Below are 23,115 nucleotides of genomic sequence, written 5' to 3'. Positions count from 1 at the left end.
AATAATAATCTTGTACTATTTTTTAAATTTGCAAAATTATTATTCGTTTTAACTACAGTAAATAAATATCCCCACAATTAAAATCCGTCAAAATCAAACAATTTAAAAAAACTTGTTTGGTATTAGAACTATATTTAATGAACATAAAAAGATCCGAGATTAAGAAAATTGTTCAAAAGGCAGAAGATAAAAATTTGTCATTCCGTGTTTTTGATTTAGAAAATGAACTTTTAAAAAACTATCAGCAACCGCACAAAAACGATCACTTTTTTATTATAATTGTAGAAAAAGGACAGGTTGAAATTCAGATCGAAGACAAAATTCATTTTCTTAAAGCAGGAAAAATTTCAATTGTCTTTCCGGAACAAATTTGTTATATATCTCATTTCAGCGATGATTTAACGGGAAAAATAATTTTATTTGAAGAAGTATTATTTTGTTCTGATATATTAAAAAATGAATTAAGTCCTTACAATGTCAATCTTTCTGCCAATCTTAACTGTACAGCGCTTCCCAATCAGGAATTCGAAGAAGCAGTTACCCTTATAAAAAGCATTCAGAATATTTATAATAAACCAAGCCTTGTCAAAAAAGAGCAAGCCCGTTTTTATATCAAAGTCTTTTTATTGGGATTGATAGAATCCGTACATGGTCAGCATCCGGTATTACATCAAAAAACAAATCAGCACATTTATATTGGTTTTAAAAAATTATTAAACCAGCAATATCGTAGTGAACGCACTGTGCAATATTACGCATCACAACTTTCAATTAGTCCTAAAAAACTCAATGAAATAACTAAAAAACATTGTGGAGAAACAGCTATAAATGCGATTCATAATCGAATCCTGACAGAAATTAAACGTCAGTTATTGTTCTCTGATCTCTCACACAAAGAAATTGCCTTTGATCTTGGATTTAGTTCACCATCAGCGCTTAATAAATTTGTACGGGCAAAACTCAAAGAAACACCTACAGAACTTCAGCAGGAATTGGCGCAAATTTATACCGCATAGTCTTGTTTGTATAACATCCTGCCCTGCCCTCATCTCTAACTTTGCATCAATAATTAAAATACTATTTAAAGATGAGCAAATTATTTGTTGCAGGAGAAGTTTTTCATGGTCCCGGAAGTCTTGAAGAATTAAAAAATATAAAAGGTAAAAAAGCTTTTGTCGTAACTGGCGGAAGTTCGATGAAAAAAAGCGGAACGCTGGATAAAGCTCTGGCATTTTTGAAAGATGCAGGAATAGAAACTGTTGTATTTGATGGCGTTGAAGAAGATCCGTCGTCAGCAACAAGTTTTAAAGGTGCAGAGGCTATGCGTGAATTTCAGCCCGACTGGATCGTAGGTTTGGGTGGATGTTCTGCAATTGATGCGGCTAAAACAATGTGGATTTTTTATGAGCACCCAAATATCGAATTTGATTCGCTTATTAAACCTTTTAGCGTACCGGTACTTAGAAACAAAGCCAAATTTATAGCTATTCCTTCTACTAGCGGAACAGGAACTGAAACCACTGGTTTGGCCGTAATTACAGATCGTGAAAAAGGAGTAAAATACCCAATTGTATCGTATGAATTAACTCCTGATATCGCTATAATCGATGGAGAAATTTGTGCTTCGATGCCAGCTCACGTAACATCAAATACAGGTTTAGATGCCTTAACACATTGTGTTGAAGCCTATGTTTCTAATATTGATGATAATTTTGCTGATGTTTTAGCAAAAGGTGGATTAGAAATTGTTTTTGATAATCTGGAAGAAGCTGTAAAAAATCCTTCAAACATTACTGCACGTCAAAATATGCACGATGCTTCATTTATGGGAGGTTTGGCTTTTAATAATGCATGGTTAGGAATTGTTCACTCATTGTCTCATCAGGTAGGTGCTTTGTATGGTATTCCGCACGGATGTGCAAATGCAATCTTCTTACCTAACGTTATTCGATACAATGCTGCGGCTACAACAAAATTTCCGTCATTAGCAAAAGTAATCGGACTTGAAACAGCTGAAGAATTGGCGCAGGCAATTGAAGCATTAAGAAAAAAAGTCAACAATATTTCTTCTTTAAAAGAATTCGGAATCTCAAAAGAAGACTGGATAAAAAACCTGGACTATATTGCCAATAATGCATTAATTGATCCATGTACCGGTTTTAATCCAAGGGTAACCAACTTAGAAGATTTGAAAGACATTTATAATGCTTGCTACGAAGGTATTGTTTATACTAATGAAGCTGTCGTTACAAACTAGTTTTTACAAAAACAAAAAGCCACTCGATTGGAGTGGCTTTTTAACTAACTCAATCTCTGCAAACTATTTAATGTTATTGCAATATTGTAATTATTAAAGTTCTGACTTTAAATTTATTTTTCCTTTTTGAAGTCCTTTTCCGGTTACTTCTAATTGAATTGCTCCAGGATTTTTAACCGCTTTTACCAAAACCACCAGTTTACCGCTGAAAAGCTTCATTTTATTTTCATGAAATATTTCTAATGATGTAGCGTCTCCATTACAAGCAGCTCTGTAAGTTGCAGCTCCGGTTACTTTAAATTGTAATTCATTGATTGCTGTTGGGCATGGAATTCCGTTTTTATCGACTACTGAAACCGTTACAAAAGAAATATCTTCTCCATCTGCTTTTATGGTTTCGCGATCTGCATTTAGCACAATTTTATACGGATCTCCGGCAGTTTTAATTTCGCTTTCGGCTGCTATTTTTCCATTCGAATCAAATGCTACCACTTTTACCGTTCCTGGTTCGTATTTAACATCATTCCACATTAAACGATAGCGATTTTGGGGAGTTGAATTGTTTTTCTTCTGAATTCCCATACTTTTTCCGTTTACAAAAAGCTCAGCGCTGTCGTAATTGGTATAAACAAAAACAGGAGTAACTTCGCCTTCTCTTCCTTTCCAGTTCCAATGTGGTAAGATATGAAGCGTTTCATCTTTCGTATTCCATCTGCTTCTGTACAAATAAAAACGATCTTTAGGAAGTCCCGCCAAATCTGAAATTCCAAAATAAGAACTTCTTGATGGCCATTTTTCGTCATACGGCGTAGGTTCTCCTAAATAATCAAACCCTGTCCAGACAAACTCTCCAATAACCCAAGGTTTGTCATCCTGAAGTACAAAATCTTCATCAGGAACATTCGACCAGCTGCACGCTTCAAGATCATAAGATGAAGATTGAAAATCATCGTATTGTTTATTCTTTGCCTGCACAACAGGAAATTTATAAATTCCTCTTGAACTTACCGTTGAAGCTGTTTCTGATCCTAATATAAATCCTTGAGGAAATGTTTTATACGCTTCTTCGTAAAGATGAACTCTATAATTTAATCCCGGAATATCAAGCAAAGCTCCAAAACCAGATTCCATAGTTGCTTTTACCTGATCCATACCAACGGTCACGGGTCTTGTAGGGTCTTCACGATGAAAAATATCCTGCAGCCATTTGGCACGTTTTACTCCTTCAGCTCCCCATTGATCGGGAACTTCATTTCCTGAACTCCACATTACAATACAAGGATGATTTCTTGTGGCCCTGACTAAACTTACGATGTCTTTTTCTGCATATTCTTCAAAAAAGCGGTGATATCCGTTTTCTACTTTTGGCTTTGCCCATTCATCAAAACTTTCTGCAAGAAACATAAAGCCCATTTCATCAGCCAATTCGAGTTGCTCAAAAGAAGGCATGTTATGGGAACTTCTAATGGCGTTACAACCCATATCTTTTAGAATCGTAAGTTGTCTGCGAAGCGCCGCTTTGTTTATCGCCGCACCAAGTGGCCCTAAATCATGATGAAGGCAAACTCCTTTAAATTTGGTGATTTTACCATTCAGGCTAAATCCTTTATTGGCTTCGTATTTAATAAATCGGATACCAAACTTGATGTTTTGTTCGTCTTTTAAAGTTCCGTCGGCTGCGTATAATTTAGTTACTGCTGTGTACAAATAAGGTGTTTCAGGGCTCCATAAATGAGGTTTTGCAACTGAAAGTGTCTGATGGAGTTTTCCATCTTTCTTTTCTGTACCTTTTTGTGTGGCTACTACAGCATTATTGGCATCTTTTATTTCGGTAACCATTGACAGATTATTGCCATTAACCTCAGCTTTGATATCAACAACAGCATCATCACCTTTCATTTCCGGAGTGGTGATAAAAGTACCCCATTGTACAAAATTATCTTCTTCTTTTACTACAATACTAACGTTTCTGTAAAGACCTGCTCCAGGATACCATCTTGAAGAAAATGGCAAATTAGTCAGTTTTACAGCCAATACATTTTTCGAACCTTCTTTAAAATCTTTCGTAATATCAATATAAAAATAGCTGTAGCCATAACCCCACTCTCCTATTTTTTTTCCGTTTAAAAAAACCTGAGGTTCGCTCATTGCCCCTTCAAAAATAAGAAGTGCTTTTTTTCCTTTTTTAAATTCCGGAAGAGAAAATGTATTACGATACCAGCCTGTACCAATATGCGGAAGTGATCCGGTACGGCCCGTTTTTTCGGTTGGAATTTTTTCTCCGTTTTGTTCAATGGCCGAAACTTGTTTATCCCATTCTTTATCAAAAGGTCCGTAAATCGCCCAATCGTGAGGTACACTCACTTTTTCCCATTTCGAAGCATCATAATCCACAGCAAAAGCATCGCCTTTTACTGCTTTAGAAAAGCGCCAGTTATCTTTTAAAATAACGGTGGTGGATTGCGACATGATTTTTCCAGACGAAAAAATTAGTATAAACAAGAAGAATATTGATCTAAAAATTAATTTCATTTTCTGTTTTCTTTTTTTTACCATTAAGGCATTAAGCTCATTTAGCTTTATGAAACTTAATATCTTAATGGTAAAATTTCATTTTTAATTTTTAATTTTTGAAAGCGTCCAATGCCGGCGAAGGTTTACCATCAGAAAGCCAGGCATTAAGCTGATAACCGCTCCAGCTTTTTTCGCCTTGTGGTTCCCAATAAATAACGCCTAAACCTTTATTATTAGGTACTCTTTTCACCGCTTTTATTGTGGCTTCAAGCATTTCTTTGGTGTTTTGCACTTGTTCGAAATCACCACCAACTTCGACCACCATGACTTCTTTATTGTAGCGTGTTGCCATATCTTTTAGATTATTTTCTAAATCTAAAATAGTGCTTTGATAATCGGTTTTGATCCAGTACGGATAATACGACAAACCAATTACATCATATTTTACTTTATTTTCTGTGGCTTTATCAAAAAACCATCTGAATTTTTCGCTTTTGTTTCCTTCATCCAAATGAACAATTACTTTAATTTTTGGATCGATGGCTTTTGTAGCTTCGTATCCTTTATCAAGCAATTGTGCCAACTGACTGAAATTGTCTGTGCTGCCTTCCGGCCAAAGCATACCGCCTGGAATTTCATTTCCAACCTGAACCCATTCCGGAGTTACTCCTGCTTTTTTCAACATTTTCAGAACGTCGTAAGTATGTTGATACACATCGGTTAACAATTCCGGAAAGGAATGTTTTGCCCATGCGGCAGGTTTATTTTGTTTACCTGGATCTGCCCACGAATCGCTGTAATGAAAATCGATCATGATACGCATTCCCATTTTTTGTGCACGAACTGCCATAACAACCGTTTCTTCAGGACTGCAATGTCCGCTTGCTTTATCATCATTTGGATTTACCCAAACGCGCAAACGAATCGTATTTATTCCGCGGTCTTTTAATAATTGCAGACAATCTTTTTGAGAACCGTCTGCATCATAAAATTTATAACCTGTAGCTTCCATTTGTGGCAGCCAGCCCACATCTGCTCCGTTCGAAAAGGAGTTTTTTTCGCTAATCATTTTTGGTTTACACGAAGTAAAAGCAACACCAATTAGCATTAAAAAAGAAACAATTTTAAGTGATTTTTTCATATTTCATTCTTTACTGAAAGCTTGCATTACTGATAAGGCATTATTATCAAAACTGTACAAAGCCTGATTTTCGAATGTAGAACCACTGGTTGATTGTGGTCCTTTAAAAGCTACCCATTCGCCTCCCCAATACGCAAATCCTTGTCCGAATTGAGATGTTTTTACAATGTTTTTAATTTCCATTACAAAAGTTCTTTGTCCGGCTGGAGTTGCAGGATATCCCGGAACCAACTGATCGCTTGTACCTACGATATTATTCGTCTGATCATTGTGCAATAAGGTAAAAGGATATGCCGTTTCTGCAATCAGGACTTTTTTGCCGAATTTTTGTCCTAAAGCATCAATGGTATTTTTTACAACATTTAAGTCTTTACCATGCCAAACCGGATAATAGGATAATCCGATATAATCGTAATCAATGCTTTTCATTTTAGTAAAAAACCAATCCGTTGCACCACCATCTACACCTGCATAATGAATCATTATTTTTGTGTTAGGCGCTTTGCTACGAACTGCTGCGCTGGCCGCAGTTAGTAAAGCAATACATTGTTGTTCGTTACTGATTAAATTTCCTTGTGGCCATAATAATCCGCTATTGATTTCATTTCCAATCTGGATAATATCCGGATTGATTTCTGTCATTATAGTTGATGTATAATTGGTAACAGCTGTTTTTAAATCAGCAAAATTTAGATTTTTCCATTCTTCAGGAACGGTTTGTTCTCCCGGATCAGCCCAATTGTCGGAATAGTGTACGGTAAGCCAAACTCTAAGTCCTGCTTGTCTTGCTTTTTGTGCCAATTGTTTTACTTCGCTTAGACCGGAACGGCCGTTTACAGGATTCTTCCATAAACGAATTCTCACAGTATTACAACCTGCATTTTTAAGTGTGGTAAGCATTGCTTCGGCTTTGCCATTGCTGTAAAATTTAGTTCCTAAAGATTCCATTTGAGGAAGAAAAGAAACATCCGAAGCTCTGATAAAAGTATCTGTTGCATCTGGCGGGTTGACAGCTTCTGTATCTGAAGCATCATTACCTGAACACGAAAACTGAATTGCCGTGATAGCAAGTAACCCCAAAATTTTTATATATTTTTTCATGATAGAATTTTGAACCGGTGAAATTTTGAACTTTAAAAACTCAATTTAAAGAAGCCTCAAAATAATAATCGAGGCTTCTCTTATTTTTTTAATTCAATTATAGAGTTGGAATAAACATATAACGACCGTCTAAGTCATTGAACCATATTTCATATTTTCCGGCCTCAACAATGATGTCTCCACCATTATCTCCCCAGCTTACATCCCACGCACCATTAGCTTTAAATTTCATTTTTCCCGCTTTTAGCGTTTGAGTAACTTTCCAGATGTGACCATCAAAAGCTGATTTTACTAAAGGAACTTCTGTATCCCATCCTGCATCGTTTCCTGTTAATACAGATCCTGTTAAACCAATTGTTGCATAGGTTGTCATTGGTCCTGTATAAGGTGTGATTTTGTATGTTAAATCTTCAAGATTAAGTTCAAAACTGTAATAACCTGCCGCTGGCGTTGGGAAAACTCCCGGATCAGTATCGCTTTCTGTTGCTCTGTATTGTACTTTAGCATCATTTGTTCCGTATGCCGGAGCCCAGAAACCAATTTGCTCGATTAATTTAAATCCATCTTTATTGAAAAAACCTGTATAGTAGTGTTTTGCATTTTCTTTTGGATCTCTGTAAATAGGCATATTGTTGCTTGTTACACTCCATCCTGCCGCAGTTCCCGGACCAACTAAAAACAAATCAACTTTAGGGAAAACGCCTCTGTAAGGAGTTAATGCAATTGTGATTGGTGTAGAAAATTTTGGTTCTGAAAGTGTTGTTCCTACCGTAGATTTAATTCTCACATCAATTGTTCCTTCAACATTTGCTGTAAGGCCAAGTTCTAATGCTTTTGCATTTAGTTCTGCTACTGTAATAGTAGCGTGGGTAGTTGTAGCAGTGCTAATATCTACCGGCGCAGCGAACTCTGTATTACTTGCAGCAAATTGTACTGTATAGGTAATAATGGTTGGGTTTCCGTAATTCACTTTTTCCCAGCTTAAGGTCAATGCCGTATTGTTTGGCGTATCTTTATTTAGAATTGTAGAAGAACCACTTTCTGGAGTTATAATCGAAAAAGCAGCTTCCTGCGGCTCTAAAATCATTAAATCCGTTTCGTTTTCACAAGACCAAAATCCTGTAAGTAGTATTACTGCTATAAATATTTGATATATATGTTTCATTTTGTGTATCGTTTAAGTTAAAATATTAGTAACCTGTATTTTGAGTTAAATTTCTGTTGGCTCCCAAAGATCCTTCCGGAATAGGGAAAACGCTCATGTAAGAAGGAATAGAGATTCCTTTTGAAGAATTTCCTTTCCATGCCCAATTGTACGAGCCTCCGGTATATTTTCCAAAACGAATTAAATCTTGTCTTCTATGCGCTTCCCAGTGTAATTCGCGTGCTCTTTCATCAATTAAAAAATCAAGCGTTAACTCACTTAAAGTAATGTTTCCAACAGTCAAATTATTATTGGCTCTTTGTCTTAAAGCATTTACATATTCTAATGCCTGAGCTGTAGTTCCGTTTCCGCCTCTTAAAGTCGCTTCTGCATACATCAAATAAACATCAGCCAATCTAAATAAAGGAAAATCAGTATCGGCATAAGTAGAACTTACACCACTCACTCCTGTCGAAGTTTTATTCGAAAATTTAGATAAAATATACCCTTGTGTTTTTACACCAATATCTTCAATATCAATCGATCTTTGTTTTGCAGGATCGCCCGCAACTCCTTTTCCGATTGTATTTCTGGTATCCTGAATGAATTTCGCTCCATCAAATTTCTGAGCAAATTCTTTTCTGATTCTCAATGCTCCAGTCCAGCCTCCAACTCCAAAATCAGCACCATTATTTTCCCAGGCACCAATTTGTCCGTTGGTTAAAACTGTTGTTGCGCCCCAGTTTTGAGACACCGCTCCATCAGACTGGATTCCGAAAATAATTTCCTGCGAAGTATTATTATCTGCCTTAAAATTGTCCAGATATTTTGGTTTCAACGTGTAACCGCTTGCAATAATTTCGTTACACATTGCAATACAATCATTAAAACGATCTGCCTGAATGTAAACCTGAGCATTCAAATACATTTTAGCCAAAATCATGCGTGCCATAGATTGGTCTAATCTTCCGTATTCATTCGTTCTGGCTGCTTTTAATTCTGGTAAAGCCGCTTTTAATTCTTTTTCTATAAAATCAAATAATTGCTTTCTGTTAAACTCTGGTCCGGTAAAGTTTACAGGATCATTTTCAGTATACATGGGCGCTTTTCCAAATAAATCCATCATGTTATAATACGCATAAGCTCTTAAAACACGAACTTCCTGACGATAAAGTGCTATATCTGCCAAAGTTGTGGCATTTGTAATTCCTCTTGAACTTAATTTTTCCGGTGTACTCTGACGTAAAAACTCGTTGGCATACGATACAGAAACCATCGTTCTGCTAAACATTCCTAAAATAACAGGATTTGCGGCTGTCCAGATATTGCGTTGTAATTCAGCTGTTCCTCCGTCATTTTCATAACTCCAAACCAATTCGTCTGTCGTTAATTCCTGCATGTACAATAAACATCTTGTAAACTGGCTTGTTCCTGCATCTACACCTTCAAGCGAAGAATTATCTGGACCTAAAACTCCCGTTAAAGTCAGATTTCCGTACACTCCGGCAAATGCTTTTTTGTATCCGTCAGGCGTAGAAAATAATACATCAGACGAAAGCACGTCATCATCTTTCGATACAACATTTAAATCATCTGTACACGACTGAAAAATTACAGTCAATGCTATTATGGTTGTTACTATATATTTTTTCATGATTGCTGTATTAAAATTTAAGATTAAGACCAAATAATACTGATCGTTGTCTTGGATAAATCGTTTTGTCTACCCCGTTGTTTGTAATTTCAGGATCTAAACCACTGTATTTTGTAATTACAAAAACGTTCTGAACTCCGGTTGACAATCTTAAGGAAGCTTTACTGTTTAACCAGTTATTCAGCGTATATCCTAAAGTGATGTTATCCATTTTAAGGAAAGAAGCATTCTCGATATAAAGATCTGATAACACTACATTTGAAGTAGTCTGAAAATTAGTCTCTAAAACCTGAGAAGGAATATTACTTAAAACACCTCCGTTTTCCATCGCATCATATTGCGCTCTGCTCGCATCTACAGCATTAAAAATTCGGTTACCAATACTTGCTCTTAAATTGAATGAAAAGTCAAACTTTTTATAATTCATATTAGAAGCAAATCCTAAAGTAAAATCAGGATCAGGATTGTTATAAATGTATTTATCCGAATCGTTTTTGATATTGTCTCCGTTTAAATCTGCAAAAGCACCATCAATTGGTTTTCCTTCGTTGTTGTACAATTGTTTGTATACATAGAAAGAATATGGCGTGTATCCTTCTCTGAAAATTTGTCCCGGAGTTCCTGTTCCTGCAATATTGTCTCCTAAAAAGATATCCGTTCCGTTTACCAGATTTTTAATTCTTCTTTCGAATTTGGCAATATTAAAGTTCATATTCCAGTTAAAATTCTCTGTTTTAACCGCATTGGCATTAATCGTAAACTCAACTCCTTTTGTCGTAAAGCTACCCACGTTTTGATACACACGGTTAGAGAAATTACTTCCGTCAGATATTGCTGCGTTTACCAACAAATCTTTAGATTCTTTATAGTAAACATCAAGTCCTGCTGATAAACGATTGTTTAAAAAACCAAAGTCAAGCCCTGCATTATAAGAAAAGGTTTCTTCCCATTTTAAGTTGTTTGTTCTTTTTGAAGGAAGTGCCACCGGAACCGGACTTGAACCAAAATAATATTCTGAATTTCCTCCGCCAATTTGGTATTTCTGAAGATATCCGTTTGGTTCAGGAATATCCTGCTGTCCTGTAATACCGTAACTTAATCTTAGTTTTAAGTCTGATAATACGGTGCTTTCTTTAAAGAAATCTTCTTTAATTTTCCATGCAAATGCTACAGATGGGAAATTCCCCCAACGGTTTGCTTCTTCAAATCTCGAAGAACCGTCTCTTCTGTACGATAGTGTCAATAAATATTTGTCTCTGAAGTTTAAGTTTGTTCTGGCAAAGAATCCTAATAAAACAACATCTGTATCTAAAGTCGTTTCAGGAAATGTCGATGGCAAATCAGGATTTAAAATATTACCCGTTTCAAATTTTGAACTTTGAAATTTCTGATACGAATAACCCGCTGTAGCTTCAAAATTCAATGATTTAAAGGTTTTATTGTATACCAAATAAGTATCTAATAATTTATTTCTTCTGGTTGCTTCGGTATATTCATCTGTACCATACGGAATATTATTGTTTGACGGAGCAGAACCTGCATCAGCACCAACCAATCTTCTTCTTTCTCCATTCGATTCATCGAAACCAACATTTACAACGGCTCTTAAAGCAGGTAAAAAATGGAATTTATAATCAATTTCAAAATTCCCGAAAAACCTGTCATTCTTTCCCCTGTCATTGGTATTCAACAATTGCGAAACCGGGTTTCTTGCCGCCGTAGATACTAAAGGATAATTTCCGTTTGAATCTTTACCGGTAGTATATTCAAAATATCCTCCGTAAGGCGCACCATCAACTTTTATAGGCTGAGTTGGGTCGAAACCAATAGCTGCACCTTCAACAGCATCTGTAAATCTGTTTTTTTCGTTGGTATAATTCGCAGAAAGTCTCAATTTTAAATGATTGTCTAAGAAAGTTGGATTCATTACCAAACCAACCGTGTTTCTTTTAAACTCATTCGTCAGCCGTAAACCTTGCTGATCTGTATTTCCTAAAGTTAAACTTGTCGGGATAATGTTGAATAAACTTCCTCTAACAGCCAAACTCTGATCTACTGTTCCTGTATTTCTATAAATTGCTCTTTGCCAATCTGTATTTGCAGTTCCTAATTTATCCAGATCATCACTTCTTCTGTCGGCAATAACGCTTCTAAATTCATCTGCACTAAAAACATCAACCGTTTTGGTCAAAGTTCCGGCAGCATATTGCACATTGTAATCTACAGATAATGTTTTGCTTCCTTTTTTAGTTGTAATGATAATTACACCATTTGAAGCACGAGAACCATAAATGGCTGAAGCCGAAGCATCTTTTAAAACCGTAATCGATTCAACAGTTGCAGGATTTAATGAAGCTAAAAATGAAGAAGCTCCTACATTGGTACTGTTATCCAAAGGCAATCCGTCAATAACAATAAGCGGATCATTACTGGCAAAAAGTGAACTTCCGCCTCGAATTCTAATTTGAGAACTAGAACCCGGAGCACCAGTTGAGTTTACTGTTAAACCTGCTACTCTTCCGTTAAGTAAGTTTTCGGTTGTAATATTATTTCCTTTATTAAAATCTTTTGTAGTAAGCGCTGTAACAGATCCCGTAGCGTCTTTCTTTTTAACGCTTCCGTAACCTACCTGAACCACTACTTCTTTTAGTAAGTTCGTGTCTTCTTCAAGATATACCGTGATATTTTTCTGTCCGGCAATCGCGATAGTCTGATTGCTATAACCGGTATAAGAAAATGTAATTTTATTATCGGCTTTTACTCCTGATAATTGAAATTTCCCGTCAAAATCAGTCGTGGTACTGATATTTGCTCCAGATACTTTTATGTTTACTCCCGGTATGGGCTGCTTGGTAGACTTTTCTAAGACTACGCCGCCAATTGTGTTCTGAGCAAAAACACAAAAAGGAAGTAAGAGTAATAAAAGCAAAAATTTGGTTTTAATTCTTTTCATACTTTTTTAAAATTGGGTTGGTTTAAGTTAGTTTTTGTTAATGATTGTTGGTTACAAATAATTGCAGGGCTATAACTTTAAAAAAGAAACAAAGGGTATTTTCTTTTGTATAAGTGTTTTTACAGCAATTGTTTCTTAAGATTATAAACCGCTTTTTGAAAATAAAGTTTACTCTCCTTTTGTTAGAATAAGGAAAGATTTCTCCGGGGAAATTTTAATTAGAATGTTGGTCATGTTTAAATTGTTTTTGGTTACGATAATTGGTTAGTTGGTTTTTAGTTGACTTATTTTAAAAAAAAATAAAGCATCACTACTCAAACGTTGTAGCTTATCAACTGATCCTGCAAATTAAGTACAGAGCGGGATATTAAGACAGGGAAAAATTCATTTATAAAAGGGGACAATTTCGTAAAAGTGTACACACAACACTTCAAAATAACATATTCTCTATTTTTTTACTTTAAAAAAAATGATAATAGGAATAATTGACTATCAAAATAATATATTTAATAACCTATGTATTTATGATTTTAAACACATAGAAATATAGATTTGATAAACTTATAAAAGGCGTTTCACTAGCATTTAACAAGTATGCCTATGTGTGAAGAAACTGGTTTGTTTTTTATATTCTTTTCTACACATTTAAACCTATGTTTCTATGTGTTTAATTATTAGTCGCTGCTTTTCTAAAAATTCACCTGAAAGAATCTTATAACTTTAATCAATCATTTTAGAAAACACATTCAACAATAGTCTAAAAAACAAATGTTATTATTACACATTTATAATAAATACGTTAATTTCGCAACCTATACAGATTTTACATATATTCATATAAAAAACTGATTCCGCTTTCAGATCACATTCCTTGTAATTTTCGTATATCAAAGAGCAACAAGCTTTTTAAAAAAAATTCTATGAATAAGATAAAATCCTTTCTTGTTATTAGCCTTCTTTATATCAGTGCATTTGCACAGAATTACCCAATAAGACATCTTGATATTGCGTCGGGACTTTCTAATAATTCTGTTGCGACCATATATCAGGATCAGAATGGCTATATGTGGTTTGGAACTTTTGACGGACTTAACCGATATGATGGAAATGATTTTAAAATTTACCGACATATTCATACGGATCCTAATTCTATTCAGGGAAATGCTATTAGCTGTATTGAAGGTGATTATAAAAATAATTTATGGATAGGAACAACAGCAGGTCCGGTTGTTTTTAATGCAGAACGCTCCTCTTTTACTCCATTAAAATATATTGGACTTGATAAAAAACCTAAGCCTTTAAAAATTACGGCGTATGAGATCATTGCAGTACATGCCGAAAATATAATTCTCGTTGCCACAAAAGAGATGATCGTGGCTTATAAAGAAGGCGAGCAAACCGGAACAGCAATTCCTTTTAACGGAAAATTAAATTATATCGCAAGATCAATATCTTATGATGCAAGCAAAAAAATATTTTATGTTTTCGTGACCGGTTCAGGTCTTTGTAAATATGATCTTAAATCAAAAAAACTAACGCTCCTTAACAATACAATTACAGGTTCAAATTGTATAAAACTGACAGATAAAGGTTTATGGGTTGGCTCTGATGAAGGGGCTTATTTATACGATGCAAAACTCAACACTTATTCTAAAAATTACTTTCAGGAAAAAACCGTAGTACGCGATTTTTATCAGCAAGACAACAGACTCTGGATTGCTACTGACGGCGCGGGTCTTTTTACTATTACAAAAAATCAGTCTACTCCTGTTTTATATAAAGCAAGCGGTCCTGTTTCGTTATTGAACAGTAAATCTCTTTATGATATATTCGAAAGTAAAAACGGAGAAATGTGGTTCGGAACGCTGCGTGGCGGTGTGAGTATGATGGGGAAAAAACCGCTTTACTTTAATCATTTTAAAAGCAAAGATCCGCTGACCAATAAAGAAGATGAAGATCCTGCCGCAAACTTCCTGCTTTCTTTCTGCGAAGACGAAAAGAAAAATATTTGGATTGGTACCGATGGTGCCGGAATGCGATATTGGAACAGAAAACAAAATACGTACGATGTTTACTCTACAACATCGTCAGGCGGAAAAAAACTGCAAAGTAATTTCGTTACCAGCATTGTTAAGGATTCTGATAATGCCATTTGGGTGGCGATGTGGAAAGGCGGAGTTTGCCGAATCGATCCAAATTCAAAAGCAATTCAGAATTTTTCGATTTATAATCAATTTACTAAAAAGGCAGAACAGGAATCCTGGCTATTATTTTTAGACTCAAAAAATACGCTGTGGCTCGCCATAACAAACTCAGGCGCCTTATATCAATTTGATAGAAAACAAAACAAATTCGTCTGTTACAGTAATACTTTGCGCGATGTTACTTGCCTCTATGAAACCAAAGATGGGAAAATCTGGGGCGGAACATTCAATTCTTTTTTTGAAATAGAACCTAAAACAAAAAAAGTAAAAACTTATCATTCTGAATACACAATAAGATGTATAACCGAAGATCAGGATAAAAATCTTTGGATAGGTACTGTAGAAGGCGGTTTGCTTTTATTCAACAGAAAAACAAAAACTTACACAAAATACACCACTCAAAACGGGCTCCCTAGTAATACCATACTTCGACTTTTAGAAGATAAAAAAGGGAATCTGTGGATGAGTACGTATCACGGAATCTCCAGATTGAATCCTAAAAATCATACTTTTAGAAACTTTGGAGTTGCTGATGGATTACAAGGCAATCAGTTTAGCTGGAATGCGGGTACGAAACTTTCGACAGGAGAAATTATTTTTGGAGGTATAAACGGATTCAATGTTTTTGATCCAGAGAATATAAAAGACAAGAAAAATACAGGTAAATTTTTATTGAATGATTTGCTGGTAAACAATCAGCCACTCAAATTAGACAGTCCGTATGTAACCGGAAAAAAACTCGAAATGATAAGCGATGTCGAGCTTCCTTACGAAAAATCGGCATTAAGTTTTGATTTTGTTTATCTTGATTACGTCAATTCTGAAAAAATAAATACTGCTTACTTTCTCGACGGCTGGGACAAAGACTGGAATTATACCTCAAAGGATAATAGGGCAAATTACTCGAGATTGACCGAAGGTACTTATGCTTTTAAAGTAAAAACAACCGATATTTTTGGAAATTGGACCAATGAAGTAACGCTGGCAACGGTAAAAATTCTTCCGCCCTGGTACAGAACATGGTGGGCTTATACCTTTTATCTCATCGCTGCAATCGCTGCTATATATGCGTATGTAGGTTATCATAAAAACAAGGAAAGACTTCGCTACGAAATAAAACTTGCCCGAATGGAGCATAAAAAAGATAAGGAACATGCCGAAAAACAGTTTTCGATGTTTACGTATATCGCGCATGAATTGCGAACTCCTTTATCCTTAATTATAAATCCGCTTAAAAGTGTAATTGAAAGAAAAAATCGTTCTGAAGACGATCTTGACCTCAATCTTGCCTATAAAAATGCGAAACGATTATTGAGTCTTACGGATCAGTTATTATTGTTTAGAAAAGCCGAAACAGATCTTGATGAACTCAAAATTTCGAAGATTAATTTAAACTCGCTTTGTCGTGAAATCTATGAAAGCTTTACCCAAATGGCGTCTGTAAAAAGTCTAAATTATCAATTGATTGAAGAAAACACAGCAACTGAAATCTATGGCGATTATGAAAAATTAGAGATTACGCTATTCAATTTGATCTCAAATGCTTTCAAATTTACTCCTAATAATGGATCGATAACTATTGAGATCATCGAGAATCTTGCCGATGTTTCGATCATTATATCGGATACTGGGACCGGAATCAATGAAAATGAAATAGACACTATTTTCGAAAAATTCAAGCAAAGTCAGTCTAAAGCCAGCAATGGTTTTGGAATAGGTCTTTATGTTGCCAAATATTTCGTGAATAAACATCATGGCGAAATACAATGCAAAAGTAAAGTGGGAGAAGGCACTTCGTTTATTATTACAATTCTAAAAGGAAATAGTCATTTTGCAGAAATGAACATCAACGAGGATCATTCTCATATGTCTCCGCTTGTTGGCGAACTTCTAGAAGGAATGCCAGCTGATCATCAAAATTCATATGAAAAAGAAATTCAATCATCTCAACCGGAAAATCTACAGGACGAATTAATCAGTACAAAAAAAGTACTGTTAATTGTAGAAGATAATCCTGAAATGAACCATTATCTCGTACAACTTTTTACCAAAAACTATATTGTTTATTCGGCAGCAAATGGTCTTGAAGGATTGAAACTTGTAGAAAAACACATGCCGGATATTGTACTGAGCGATATTTCTATGGAAGGCATGAACGGTTTGGATTTATGCAAAAAAATCAAACAGAATGATGATTTAAGCCATATTCCGGTGATACTTCTTACCGCTACAACCAGCAACGACATTCATTTACAAAGTATTACAGAAGGCGCTGATGATTATGTTACCAAACCTTTTGACAGTGATATACTTCTGGCACGCGTAGATTCTGTTCTTCGAAACAGAGGACAATTGCGCAAGTATTTCTTAGACAGTATCACGCTTCGCGAAAATGTAAATAAAGTTCCTACTGAATACAAAGAATTTCTTGACAAATGCATCGAAATTATAGAAGCCAATCTCGAAAATAACGACTTTAATCTAAAGACTTTTTCGGCTGCAATGGGTATGAGTCATTCAAGTCTCTACAAAAAGATTAAAGCAATTTCAGGACAAACCGTAAATGTTTTTATTCGATCTATCAGAATCCGAAGAGCTGCAGTAATCATGCTTACCGAAAATATAAACATTGCGCAGGTGGGGCCTCAGGTGGGTATAGAAGATCAGCGTTATTTCCGTCAACAATTCGTGAAATTATTTGGAATGAAACCTTCAGAGTATATCAAAAAATATAGAAATTCGTTTAATAAGGAATTGAATATTATTCAGAAAAAGGATAATTCATAAGTAGCATCTTTCCATATAAACAGATAGTCTGGTTTACTGGAAAACTCTCGATTGAAAATATACTTAAAAGCATATTTTAAAAACAATATCTATTTTTTTTGGAAGTAAAGATAATCTGTACTGCTGCTTACATCACGCAATCGAACTTGAGAATTATTAAATTCAAATAATTTCCAGTTGCGATTCAATTTATTTAGCGGTTCTGCGGCAAACTCTATTTTTACTTCTCTGGCACCATAAACTACAGTACTTTCCCATTGACCCGTTTGCGAAGTTGCTCCCTTAGTCGCTACTACCGTGTTATCATTTTTAAATACAAATGAATAACCATTATACGAAGCTGTTTTTTCTGAATCATCAAAAAAATAAGGTATCTCCCAGGAACCATTTGTTATCGCTTGCGCAAAATCAAGTGTCGCGATATTATTTTCAGGACAATAATCAATGGCGTATTTGATGGCATTTTCAAACTCCAAATTATTGGTAATCGATTTGGTCTGATTATTATAATCTACAATCGAAATAGGATATCTTAAAGAAATATATTCGCTTGGTTTTAAATTTTTTATAAAATTAAAAAATGCCTGATCGCTCACTATCGATTGAGAACCTGCCATTTGATTGGCACTGTTATAACTGTTAATCGTTATGGGATAATTGATATTTAAGCCATTTATTTTAGATAAAAGATCAGGATAAAGATTCCAAAAAGCAATTAAAGAATTGAAATCTGCCTCATTAGGAATCAATTTTTCGATATAATTATAATACACCATGGTTACCGGAAAATCTATATGTACAATATCGTCATCATAAGTGTTGGCATTAATATTATCCAATACTTTTTGATAATCGGCAATGGTATTAACCGCAATTTTTTGGCTGTTTACCGTAACGGTGTAAGGAAGTTTTATGGTGCAATAACTAGACCCGTCTATGACATTATCCTGTACTGTCTGAACCATTGCAACCCTTTGCAGATATGTAGTAAGAGGCGAAGCATTAGTAATTGTTGCTTGCCTATTATTACTTTGCTCATCCATTTCACTTTGACAAGACAGTAATAACAAGGCAACCGCCAGTGATAAATATTTTTGCGAAGGGAACATATTTATATTTTTACAAATGTAATAAAATTTAAAGAAACTGATTTTTAATAAATTCGATATCAAAGGTTTTCAATTTACTGTAGCATACTAAATTAACAAAAGCTAATAGCATTTATACATCTATAAAACAATCAGCTTTGCTTTTACCCTACTTAAATTAAAAACAAATACTTTTGCATCGTACAAATCGAAATCCAAATGCCACCTAAAAATCAATCCAATACCTGCGATGAAATACTATTTTCATCTTTCTTTAAAAGTCATGTCAAAGCACTTCGGAATTTTCTTTTTTACAAATTTGGCAATATCGACCAGGCAGAGGATGTAACGCAGGAAGCCTTTGTAAAACTTTGGCAAAACTGTGCGGCGGTACCCCTCGAAAAAGCAAAATCTTATATTTATACGGTTGCCAACAACAGCAGCCTCAACGAAATTGCACATCAGAAAGTAGTTTTGAGATACGAAAAAAACTTTACTGGTTTAGACAAAACAAACGAAAGTCCGGAATATCTTCTGGAAGAGAAACAGTTTCAGGCGAAACTTTTGAAAGCCATTGAAAACCTAAACAAAAAACAGCGCGTTGCCTTTTTGATGCACAGAATTGATGGGAAAAAATACAGCGAAATTGCGCTGGAATTAAATATTAGCGTAAAAGCAGTTGAAAAACGCATTCATCTTGCTTTGTTAAGCTTACGTAAAGAAATTGACTTATAAAAGTAGGGTAAATTAAATTCTAATTGTTTTAATTATATAGTAGAGTAAAATGAAAGAAAATCGATTATTAGCAAAATGGCTCAACGATGATTTATCTCCGGATGAATTAGCTGAATTTGAGGCAAGTCCCGATTTTGAAAAATACCAAAAAATAAAAAATTACACCAGTCATTTACAAGTAGACGATTTGGATGAAAACGCTATGCTATCTAACATTTTGAGTCAGAAAAAAGCAACGCCAAAAGTGGTTCCGTTATACAAAAAATGGATGTTTCGAGCTGCTGCAATTTTTGTGTTGGCTATTGGAATAACCCTTGTCATGAAGTTTTTTGTACCTCAAACACAAACAGCAGATTTTGGAGAAAAAACCACTTTTTCGTTACCGGATCATTCTGAAGTAGTATTGAACTCAGGCTCTGAAATCAATTATAAAAAATGGAACTGGGACAACAACAGACATCTTGAACTAAAAGGTGAAGCGTATTTTAGAGTCGCCAAAGGAAGAAGATTTGAAGTACAGACTAATCTGGGAAAAGTAACCGTTTTAGGAACTCAGTTTAATGTTAAAGCCAGAAAAAACAGGTTTGATGTAGTGTGTTACGAAGGCCGTGTAAAAGTAAATTATGCCAATACTCAAATTCTGTTAACTCATGGTCAAAGCGTTCGTTTTGAAAACGGAAAACAAGTTAAAATGAATGTAAATTCATTGAAACCAGAATGGATCGACAATCAGATATGTTTTACTAAAGAAAATATCAGAACATTATTAGACGAAGTAGAAAGACAATATAATGTCAAGATCGAATTGAATTCTAAGGATACGATTTCGCTCTTTACAGGAAAATTGCCCGCTAAAGATTTAGATACTGCTTTGCAAATTATTAGTACAACTTATCATTTAGAGGCTAAAAAAGTCTCAGAAAATAAAATAATTTTTGACGAAAAATAAATGCTGCTCCCCAAATCATTTCATTTTTTGTTTTTCACATTTTTCTTTGTCCTGAATCTTTTTGCTCAGGACAAAGGAAAAACCATGCCTTTAAAGAAAATCATAAATGATATCGAACAACAGCATCAGGTTAGTTTTAATTATACCGAAGACAATATTGTTGGACTAAAATTAAACCCTCCTGAAAAATCACTTTCGTTAGACCAAAAACTACAATACCTTACTGAGAAAACCAATTTGTCTTTTGAAAATATTGACAACAAATTCATTAATATTTATAAAAAGGAAAATCCAGTTTTAAAAATTTGTGGATATGTTTTTTCCGGTACAGACAAAAAACCAATTGAAAACGCCAATATTACATTAAGCAATCAAACTCATGTTACAACGGATTCAGACGGTTATTTTGAATTTGAAAAAGAAAATGTAACTACTTTTTTAATTAGCCACATTGGTTTTATCACAAAAAAAAGTACAGCCGGCAATTCAAATTCCGGAAACTGCCTCAAGTTTATATTAGAACCCGAAATTACACAACTTCAGGAAATCAAAGCCAATGCTATTTTAGCTTCCGGAATCTCCAAAAACACTGACGGATCTCTTGAAATTAAACCTAAAAAATTTGGTATCCTCCCAGGACTTATCGAACCTGATGCTTTACAAACTATGCAACAGATACCGGGTGTAAACAGTCTTGATGAAAGCGTTTCAAGCATCAACGTTCGCGGTGGTACGCACGATCAGAATTTATTTTTATGGAATGGAATACGAATGTTTCAAACCGGACATTTTTTTGGTTTAATATCAGTCTTTAATCCAAATTTAGCGCATACCATTTCTATTTATAAAAACGGAAGTTCAGCCTTCTATGGCGAAAGTGTATCAAGCGTAGTTGCGATTTCTTCTACACCGGAAACCTTAGAAAAAAACTCTTTTAGTGCGGGAATCAATATGATTAATGCTGATGTGTACGGAAAATACAATCTTTCGAAGAAAAGTTATATCGAAATTTCGGCACGAAAATCTATTACTGATTTTTTAGAAACCCCAACCTACAAAGAATATTTCGACAAAGTGTTTCAAAACACCACTATCACTGATTTTTCGCAAACCCAAAATGTAGATTATCGAAGTGATAAAAAATTTGATTTTTATGATGCTACCCTAAAATACGCTCAAAAAATTGGTAATAAGGATCAAATCGTACTTGATTTAATAACCATAAAAGACAATCTGGAAGTTTTTCAAAGTGCGACTGCATACGGTATAATAAGAACCGAAAATAATGTTTTACGCCAGCAAAATTATGGCGGAAATTTGTCATGGAAAAGAAACTGGAATCCTTTTAACATTACTAAAGTTAATATTTACAACTCGTCTTATGAATTGCTGGCCGATCAAAAAAACACTTATGAAAACCAATTGGTCATTCAGGAAAATACAGTAAATAATAATGGTTTTAATTTAGAGAACAATCATATTATTAATTCTAAATTTACTTTTAATGATGGTTATCAGTACAATGAAATGGGAATTACTAATTTAGAAAGAGTACAAAATCCTGATTTTTATCGTAAAGTTAAAGATGTACTAAGAACCCATGCATTAATTCTGGAAGGAAAATATAATGACACCATTTCAAGAGTCTATTTTAAGGCCGGAACCCGAATAAATTATATAGAAAAGTTTGAAAAATTTATCGTTGAGCCCCGAATTCAATTCAATTACGGCATCAGCAAAAGCTTAAGTTTAGAATTGCTGAGCGAACTAAAAAGTCAAAATTCACAACAAATTATTGATTTGCAAAAGGATTATTTTGGCATCGAAAAAAGACGCTGGATTATCTCAAACAACACTACAATTCCTATTCAGAGAAGTAAACAATTATCCTTAAACTTATTTTACAAAAAGAATGACTGGCTGCTTGATATTGAACATTTTTATAAAAAAGTAACCGGAATTACTACTTCAAGTCAGGGTTTTCAAAATCAGTTAGAATTTGTGAAAACAACGGGCGATTATGAAATTTGGGGCGCAGAAATGTTGATTCAGAAAAAAATGAATCACTTTCTGACCTGGTTAAGTTATACTTACAATCATAATAATTATCATTTTCCTCGTTACGAATTTCCGGTTTTCCCCAACAACTTTGAGTTAATGCACAGTGTATCATGGGCAGGAATTTATGAGAAAAACAATTTTAAAATCGCTTTGGGAACAAAATGGACTTCTGGCCGCCCAAAAACTTCTCCTGATATCTCTCAAATTGATCTTGCAAATCCTGTACTGGTTTACAATAAACCGAATAGTACCAATTTGCATATATTTTCGCAGGTTAATATTTCGTCTACTTATAAATGGGAAACCGAAAAGGGAATTCAATACAAATTAGGAGTCTCCATCTTAAATATCCTAAACCGGAAAAATGAAATCAGCGAATATTACAGAGTAAGTACTATAACTAATTCTATCGAAGAAGTCGAAACATTTGCTTTGCAAAGAACTCCAAACATGAGCTTTAGAGTTTCATTCTAAGGCTATTTCATAAGGATAATCTAAATCCTTTATTCCTTATTTTTCTTTCTTTA

General features: G+C 34.6%; 13 protein-coding genes. 6 read left to right on the top strand and 7 right to left on the bottom strand.

What is annotated here, in order from left to right; all coding sequences use genetic code 11:
* The first annotated feature begins 137 nt into the window (after nt 1–137).
* Both FLACOL7796_RS06825 and FLACOL7796_RS06820 read left to right on the top strand, forming a co-directional pair.
* A complete protein-coding gene (locus FLACOL7796_RS06825; protein WP_173970062.1) occupies nt 138–1,016 on the top strand; it encodes an AraC family transcriptional regulator in 879 nt (292 codons plus the stop codon).
* A gap of 71 nt (nt 1,017–1,087) precedes the next feature.
* Nucleotides 1,088–2,257, top strand: coding sequence for an iron-containing alcohol dehydrogenase (locus tag FLACOL7796_RS06820; protein ID WP_173970061.1), 1,170 nt, complete (start codon nt 1,088–1,090; stop codon nt 2,255–2,257).
* A gap of 93 nt (nt 2,258–2,350) precedes the next feature.
* Here the strand turns inward: FLACOL7796_RS06820 and FLACOL7796_RS06815 are convergent, their stop codons facing one another.
* The 6 genes from FLACOL7796_RS06815 to FLACOL7796_RS06790 all read right to left on the bottom strand — a co-directional run bounded on the left by FLACOL7796_RS06815 (nt 2,351) and on the right by FLACOL7796_RS06790 (nt 12,764).
* Nucleotides 2,351–4,789 (bottom strand): DUF4982 domain-containing protein, encoded by a 2,439-nt coding sequence (locus FLACOL7796_RS06815; RefSeq protein ID WP_173970060.1) that lies wholly within the window; start codon nt 4,787–4,789, stop codon nt 2,351–2,353.
* A 91-nt stretch (nt 4,790–4,880) separates the two neighbouring features.
* Nucleotides 4,881–5,912, bottom strand: a complete 1,032-nt coding sequence (locus FLACOL7796_RS06810) for a glycoside hydrolase family 53 protein (RefSeq protein WP_232067307.1) — start codon at nt 5,910–5,912, stop codon at nt 4,881–4,883.
* A gap of 3 nt (nt 5,913–5,915) precedes the next feature.
* Nucleotides 5,916–7,013: a glycoside hydrolase family 53 protein gene (locus tag FLACOL7796_RS06805; RefSeq protein ID WP_173970059.1), complete on the bottom strand. Its 1,098-nt coding sequence runs from the start codon at nt 7,011–7,013 to the stop codon at nt 5,916–5,918.
* 97 nt (nt 7,014–7,110) lie between these two features.
* Nucleotides 7,111–8,178 (bottom strand): SusE domain-containing protein, encoded by a 1,068-nt coding sequence (locus FLACOL7796_RS06800; RefSeq protein WP_173970058.1) that lies wholly within the window; start codon nt 8,176–8,178, stop codon nt 7,111–7,113.
* Nucleotides 8,179–8,203: 25 nt separating this feature from the next.
* The gene (locus FLACOL7796_RS06795; RefSeq protein WP_173970057.1) at nt 8,204–9,811 is read right to left on the bottom strand and encodes a RagB/SusD family nutrient uptake outer membrane protein; all 1,608 of its coding nucleotides are present in this window, start codon (nt 9,809–9,811) and stop codon (nt 8,204–8,206) included.
* 10 nt (nt 9,812–9,821) lie between these two features.
* Nucleotides 9,822–12,764: a SusC/RagA family TonB-linked outer membrane protein gene (locus FLACOL7796_RS06790; RefSeq protein WP_173970056.1), complete on the bottom strand. Its 2,943-nt coding sequence runs from the start codon at nt 12,762–12,764 to the stop codon at nt 9,822–9,824.
* A gap of 920 nt (nt 12,765–13,684) precedes the next feature.
* On the opposite strand from FLACOL7796_RS06790, the gene FLACOL7796_RS06785 reads away from it, so the two are divergent.
* Complete coding sequence (locus FLACOL7796_RS06785) at nt 13,685–17,755, top strand: hybrid sensor histidine kinase/response regulator transcription factor (protein WP_173970055.1); 4,071 nt, start codon at nt 13,685–13,687, stop codon at nt 17,753–17,755.
* Nucleotides 17,756–17,844: 89 nt separating this feature from the next.
* Here the strand turns inward: FLACOL7796_RS06785 and FLACOL7796_RS06780 are convergent, their stop codons facing one another.
* Nucleotides 17,845–18,864: a hypothetical protein gene (locus FLACOL7796_RS06780; RefSeq protein ID WP_173970054.1), complete on the bottom strand. Its 1,020-nt coding sequence runs from the start codon at nt 18,862–18,864 to the stop codon at nt 17,845–17,847.
* Nucleotides 18,865–19,062: 198 nt separating this feature from the next.
* Between FLACOL7796_RS06780 and FLACOL7796_RS06775 the strand changes: the two genes are divergently transcribed.
* From FLACOL7796_RS06775 to FLACOL7796_RS06765, 3 genes are read left to right on the top strand one after another with little or no spacing between them, the layout of a single operon-like run.
* Nucleotides 19,063–19,578, top strand: coding sequence for an RNA polymerase sigma factor (locus tag FLACOL7796_RS06775; protein WP_173970053.1), 516 nt, complete (start codon nt 19,063–19,065; stop codon nt 19,576–19,578).
* A 49-nt stretch (nt 19,579–19,627) separates the two neighbouring features.
* Nucleotides 19,628–20,527, top strand: a complete 900-nt coding sequence (locus tag FLACOL7796_RS06770; protein ID WP_173970052.1) for a FecR family protein — start codon at nt 19,628–19,630, stop codon at nt 20,525–20,527.
* Between the two features lie 27 nt (nt 20,528–20,554).
* Nucleotides 20,555–23,062 (top strand): carboxypeptidase-like regulatory domain-containing protein, encoded by a 2,508-nt coding sequence (locus tag FLACOL7796_RS06765; RefSeq protein WP_232067306.1) that lies wholly within the window; start codon nt 20,555–20,557, stop codon nt 23,060–23,062.
* Nucleotides 23,063–23,115 lie beyond the last annotated feature (53 nt).

It is taken from the genome of Flavobacterium bizetiae (genome assembly GCF_902804475.1).
GTDB classification, from domain to species: Bacteria; Bacteroidota; Bacteroidia; order Flavobacteriales; family Flavobacteriaceae; genus Flavobacterium; species Flavobacterium bizetiae.
This window is presented reverse-complemented; position numbering and strand designations above follow the sequence as displayed.

Bases quoted from the DNA above. Each gene is read 5' to 3' on its own strand.
- FLACOL7796_RS06770 (WP_173970052.1), top strand. From the start codon at position 19,628: ATGAAAGAAAATCGATTATTAGCAAAATGGCTCAACGATGATTTATCT.
- FLACOL7796_RS06790 (WP_173970056.1), bottom strand. From the start codon at position 12,764: ATGAAAAGAATTAAAACCAAATTTTTGCTTTTATTACTCTTACTTCCT.
- FLACOL7796_RS06815 (WP_173970060.1), bottom strand. From the start codon at position 4,789: ATGAAATTAATTTTTAGATCAATATTCTTCTTGTTTATACTAATTTTT.
- FLACOL7796_RS06785 (WP_173970055.1), top strand. From the start codon at position 13,685: ATGAATAAGATAAAATCCTTTCTTGTTATTAGCCTTCTTTATATCAGT.
- FLACOL7796_RS06825 (WP_173970062.1), top strand. From the start codon at position 138: ATGAACATAAAAAGATCCGAGATTAAGAAAATTGTTCAAAAGGCAGAA.
- FLACOL7796_RS06800 (WP_173970058.1), bottom strand. From the start codon at position 8,178: ATGAAACATATATATCAAATATTTATAGCAGTAATACTACTTACAGGA.
- FLACOL7796_RS06820 (WP_173970061.1), top strand. From the start codon at position 1,088: ATGAGCAAATTATTTGTTGCAGGAGAAGTTTTTCATGGTCCCGGAAGT.
- FLACOL7796_RS06795 (WP_173970057.1), bottom strand. From the start codon at position 9,811: ATGAAAAAATATATAGTAACAACCATAATAGCATTGACTGTAATTTTT.
- FLACOL7796_RS06805 (WP_173970059.1), bottom strand. From the start codon at position 7,013: ATGAAAAAATATATAAAAATTTTGGGGTTACTTGCTATCACGGCAATT.
- FLACOL7796_RS06775 (WP_173970053.1), top strand. From the start codon at position 19,063: ATGCCACCTAAAAATCAATCCAATACCTGCGATGAAATACTATTTTCA.
- FLACOL7796_RS06780 (WP_173970054.1), bottom strand. From the start codon at position 18,864: ATGTTCCCTTCGCAAAAATATTTATCACTGGCGGTTGCCTTGTTATTA.
- FLACOL7796_RS06810 (WP_232067307.1), bottom strand. From the start codon at position 5,912: ATGAAAAAATCACTTAAAATTGTTTCTTTTTTAATGCTAATTGGTGTT.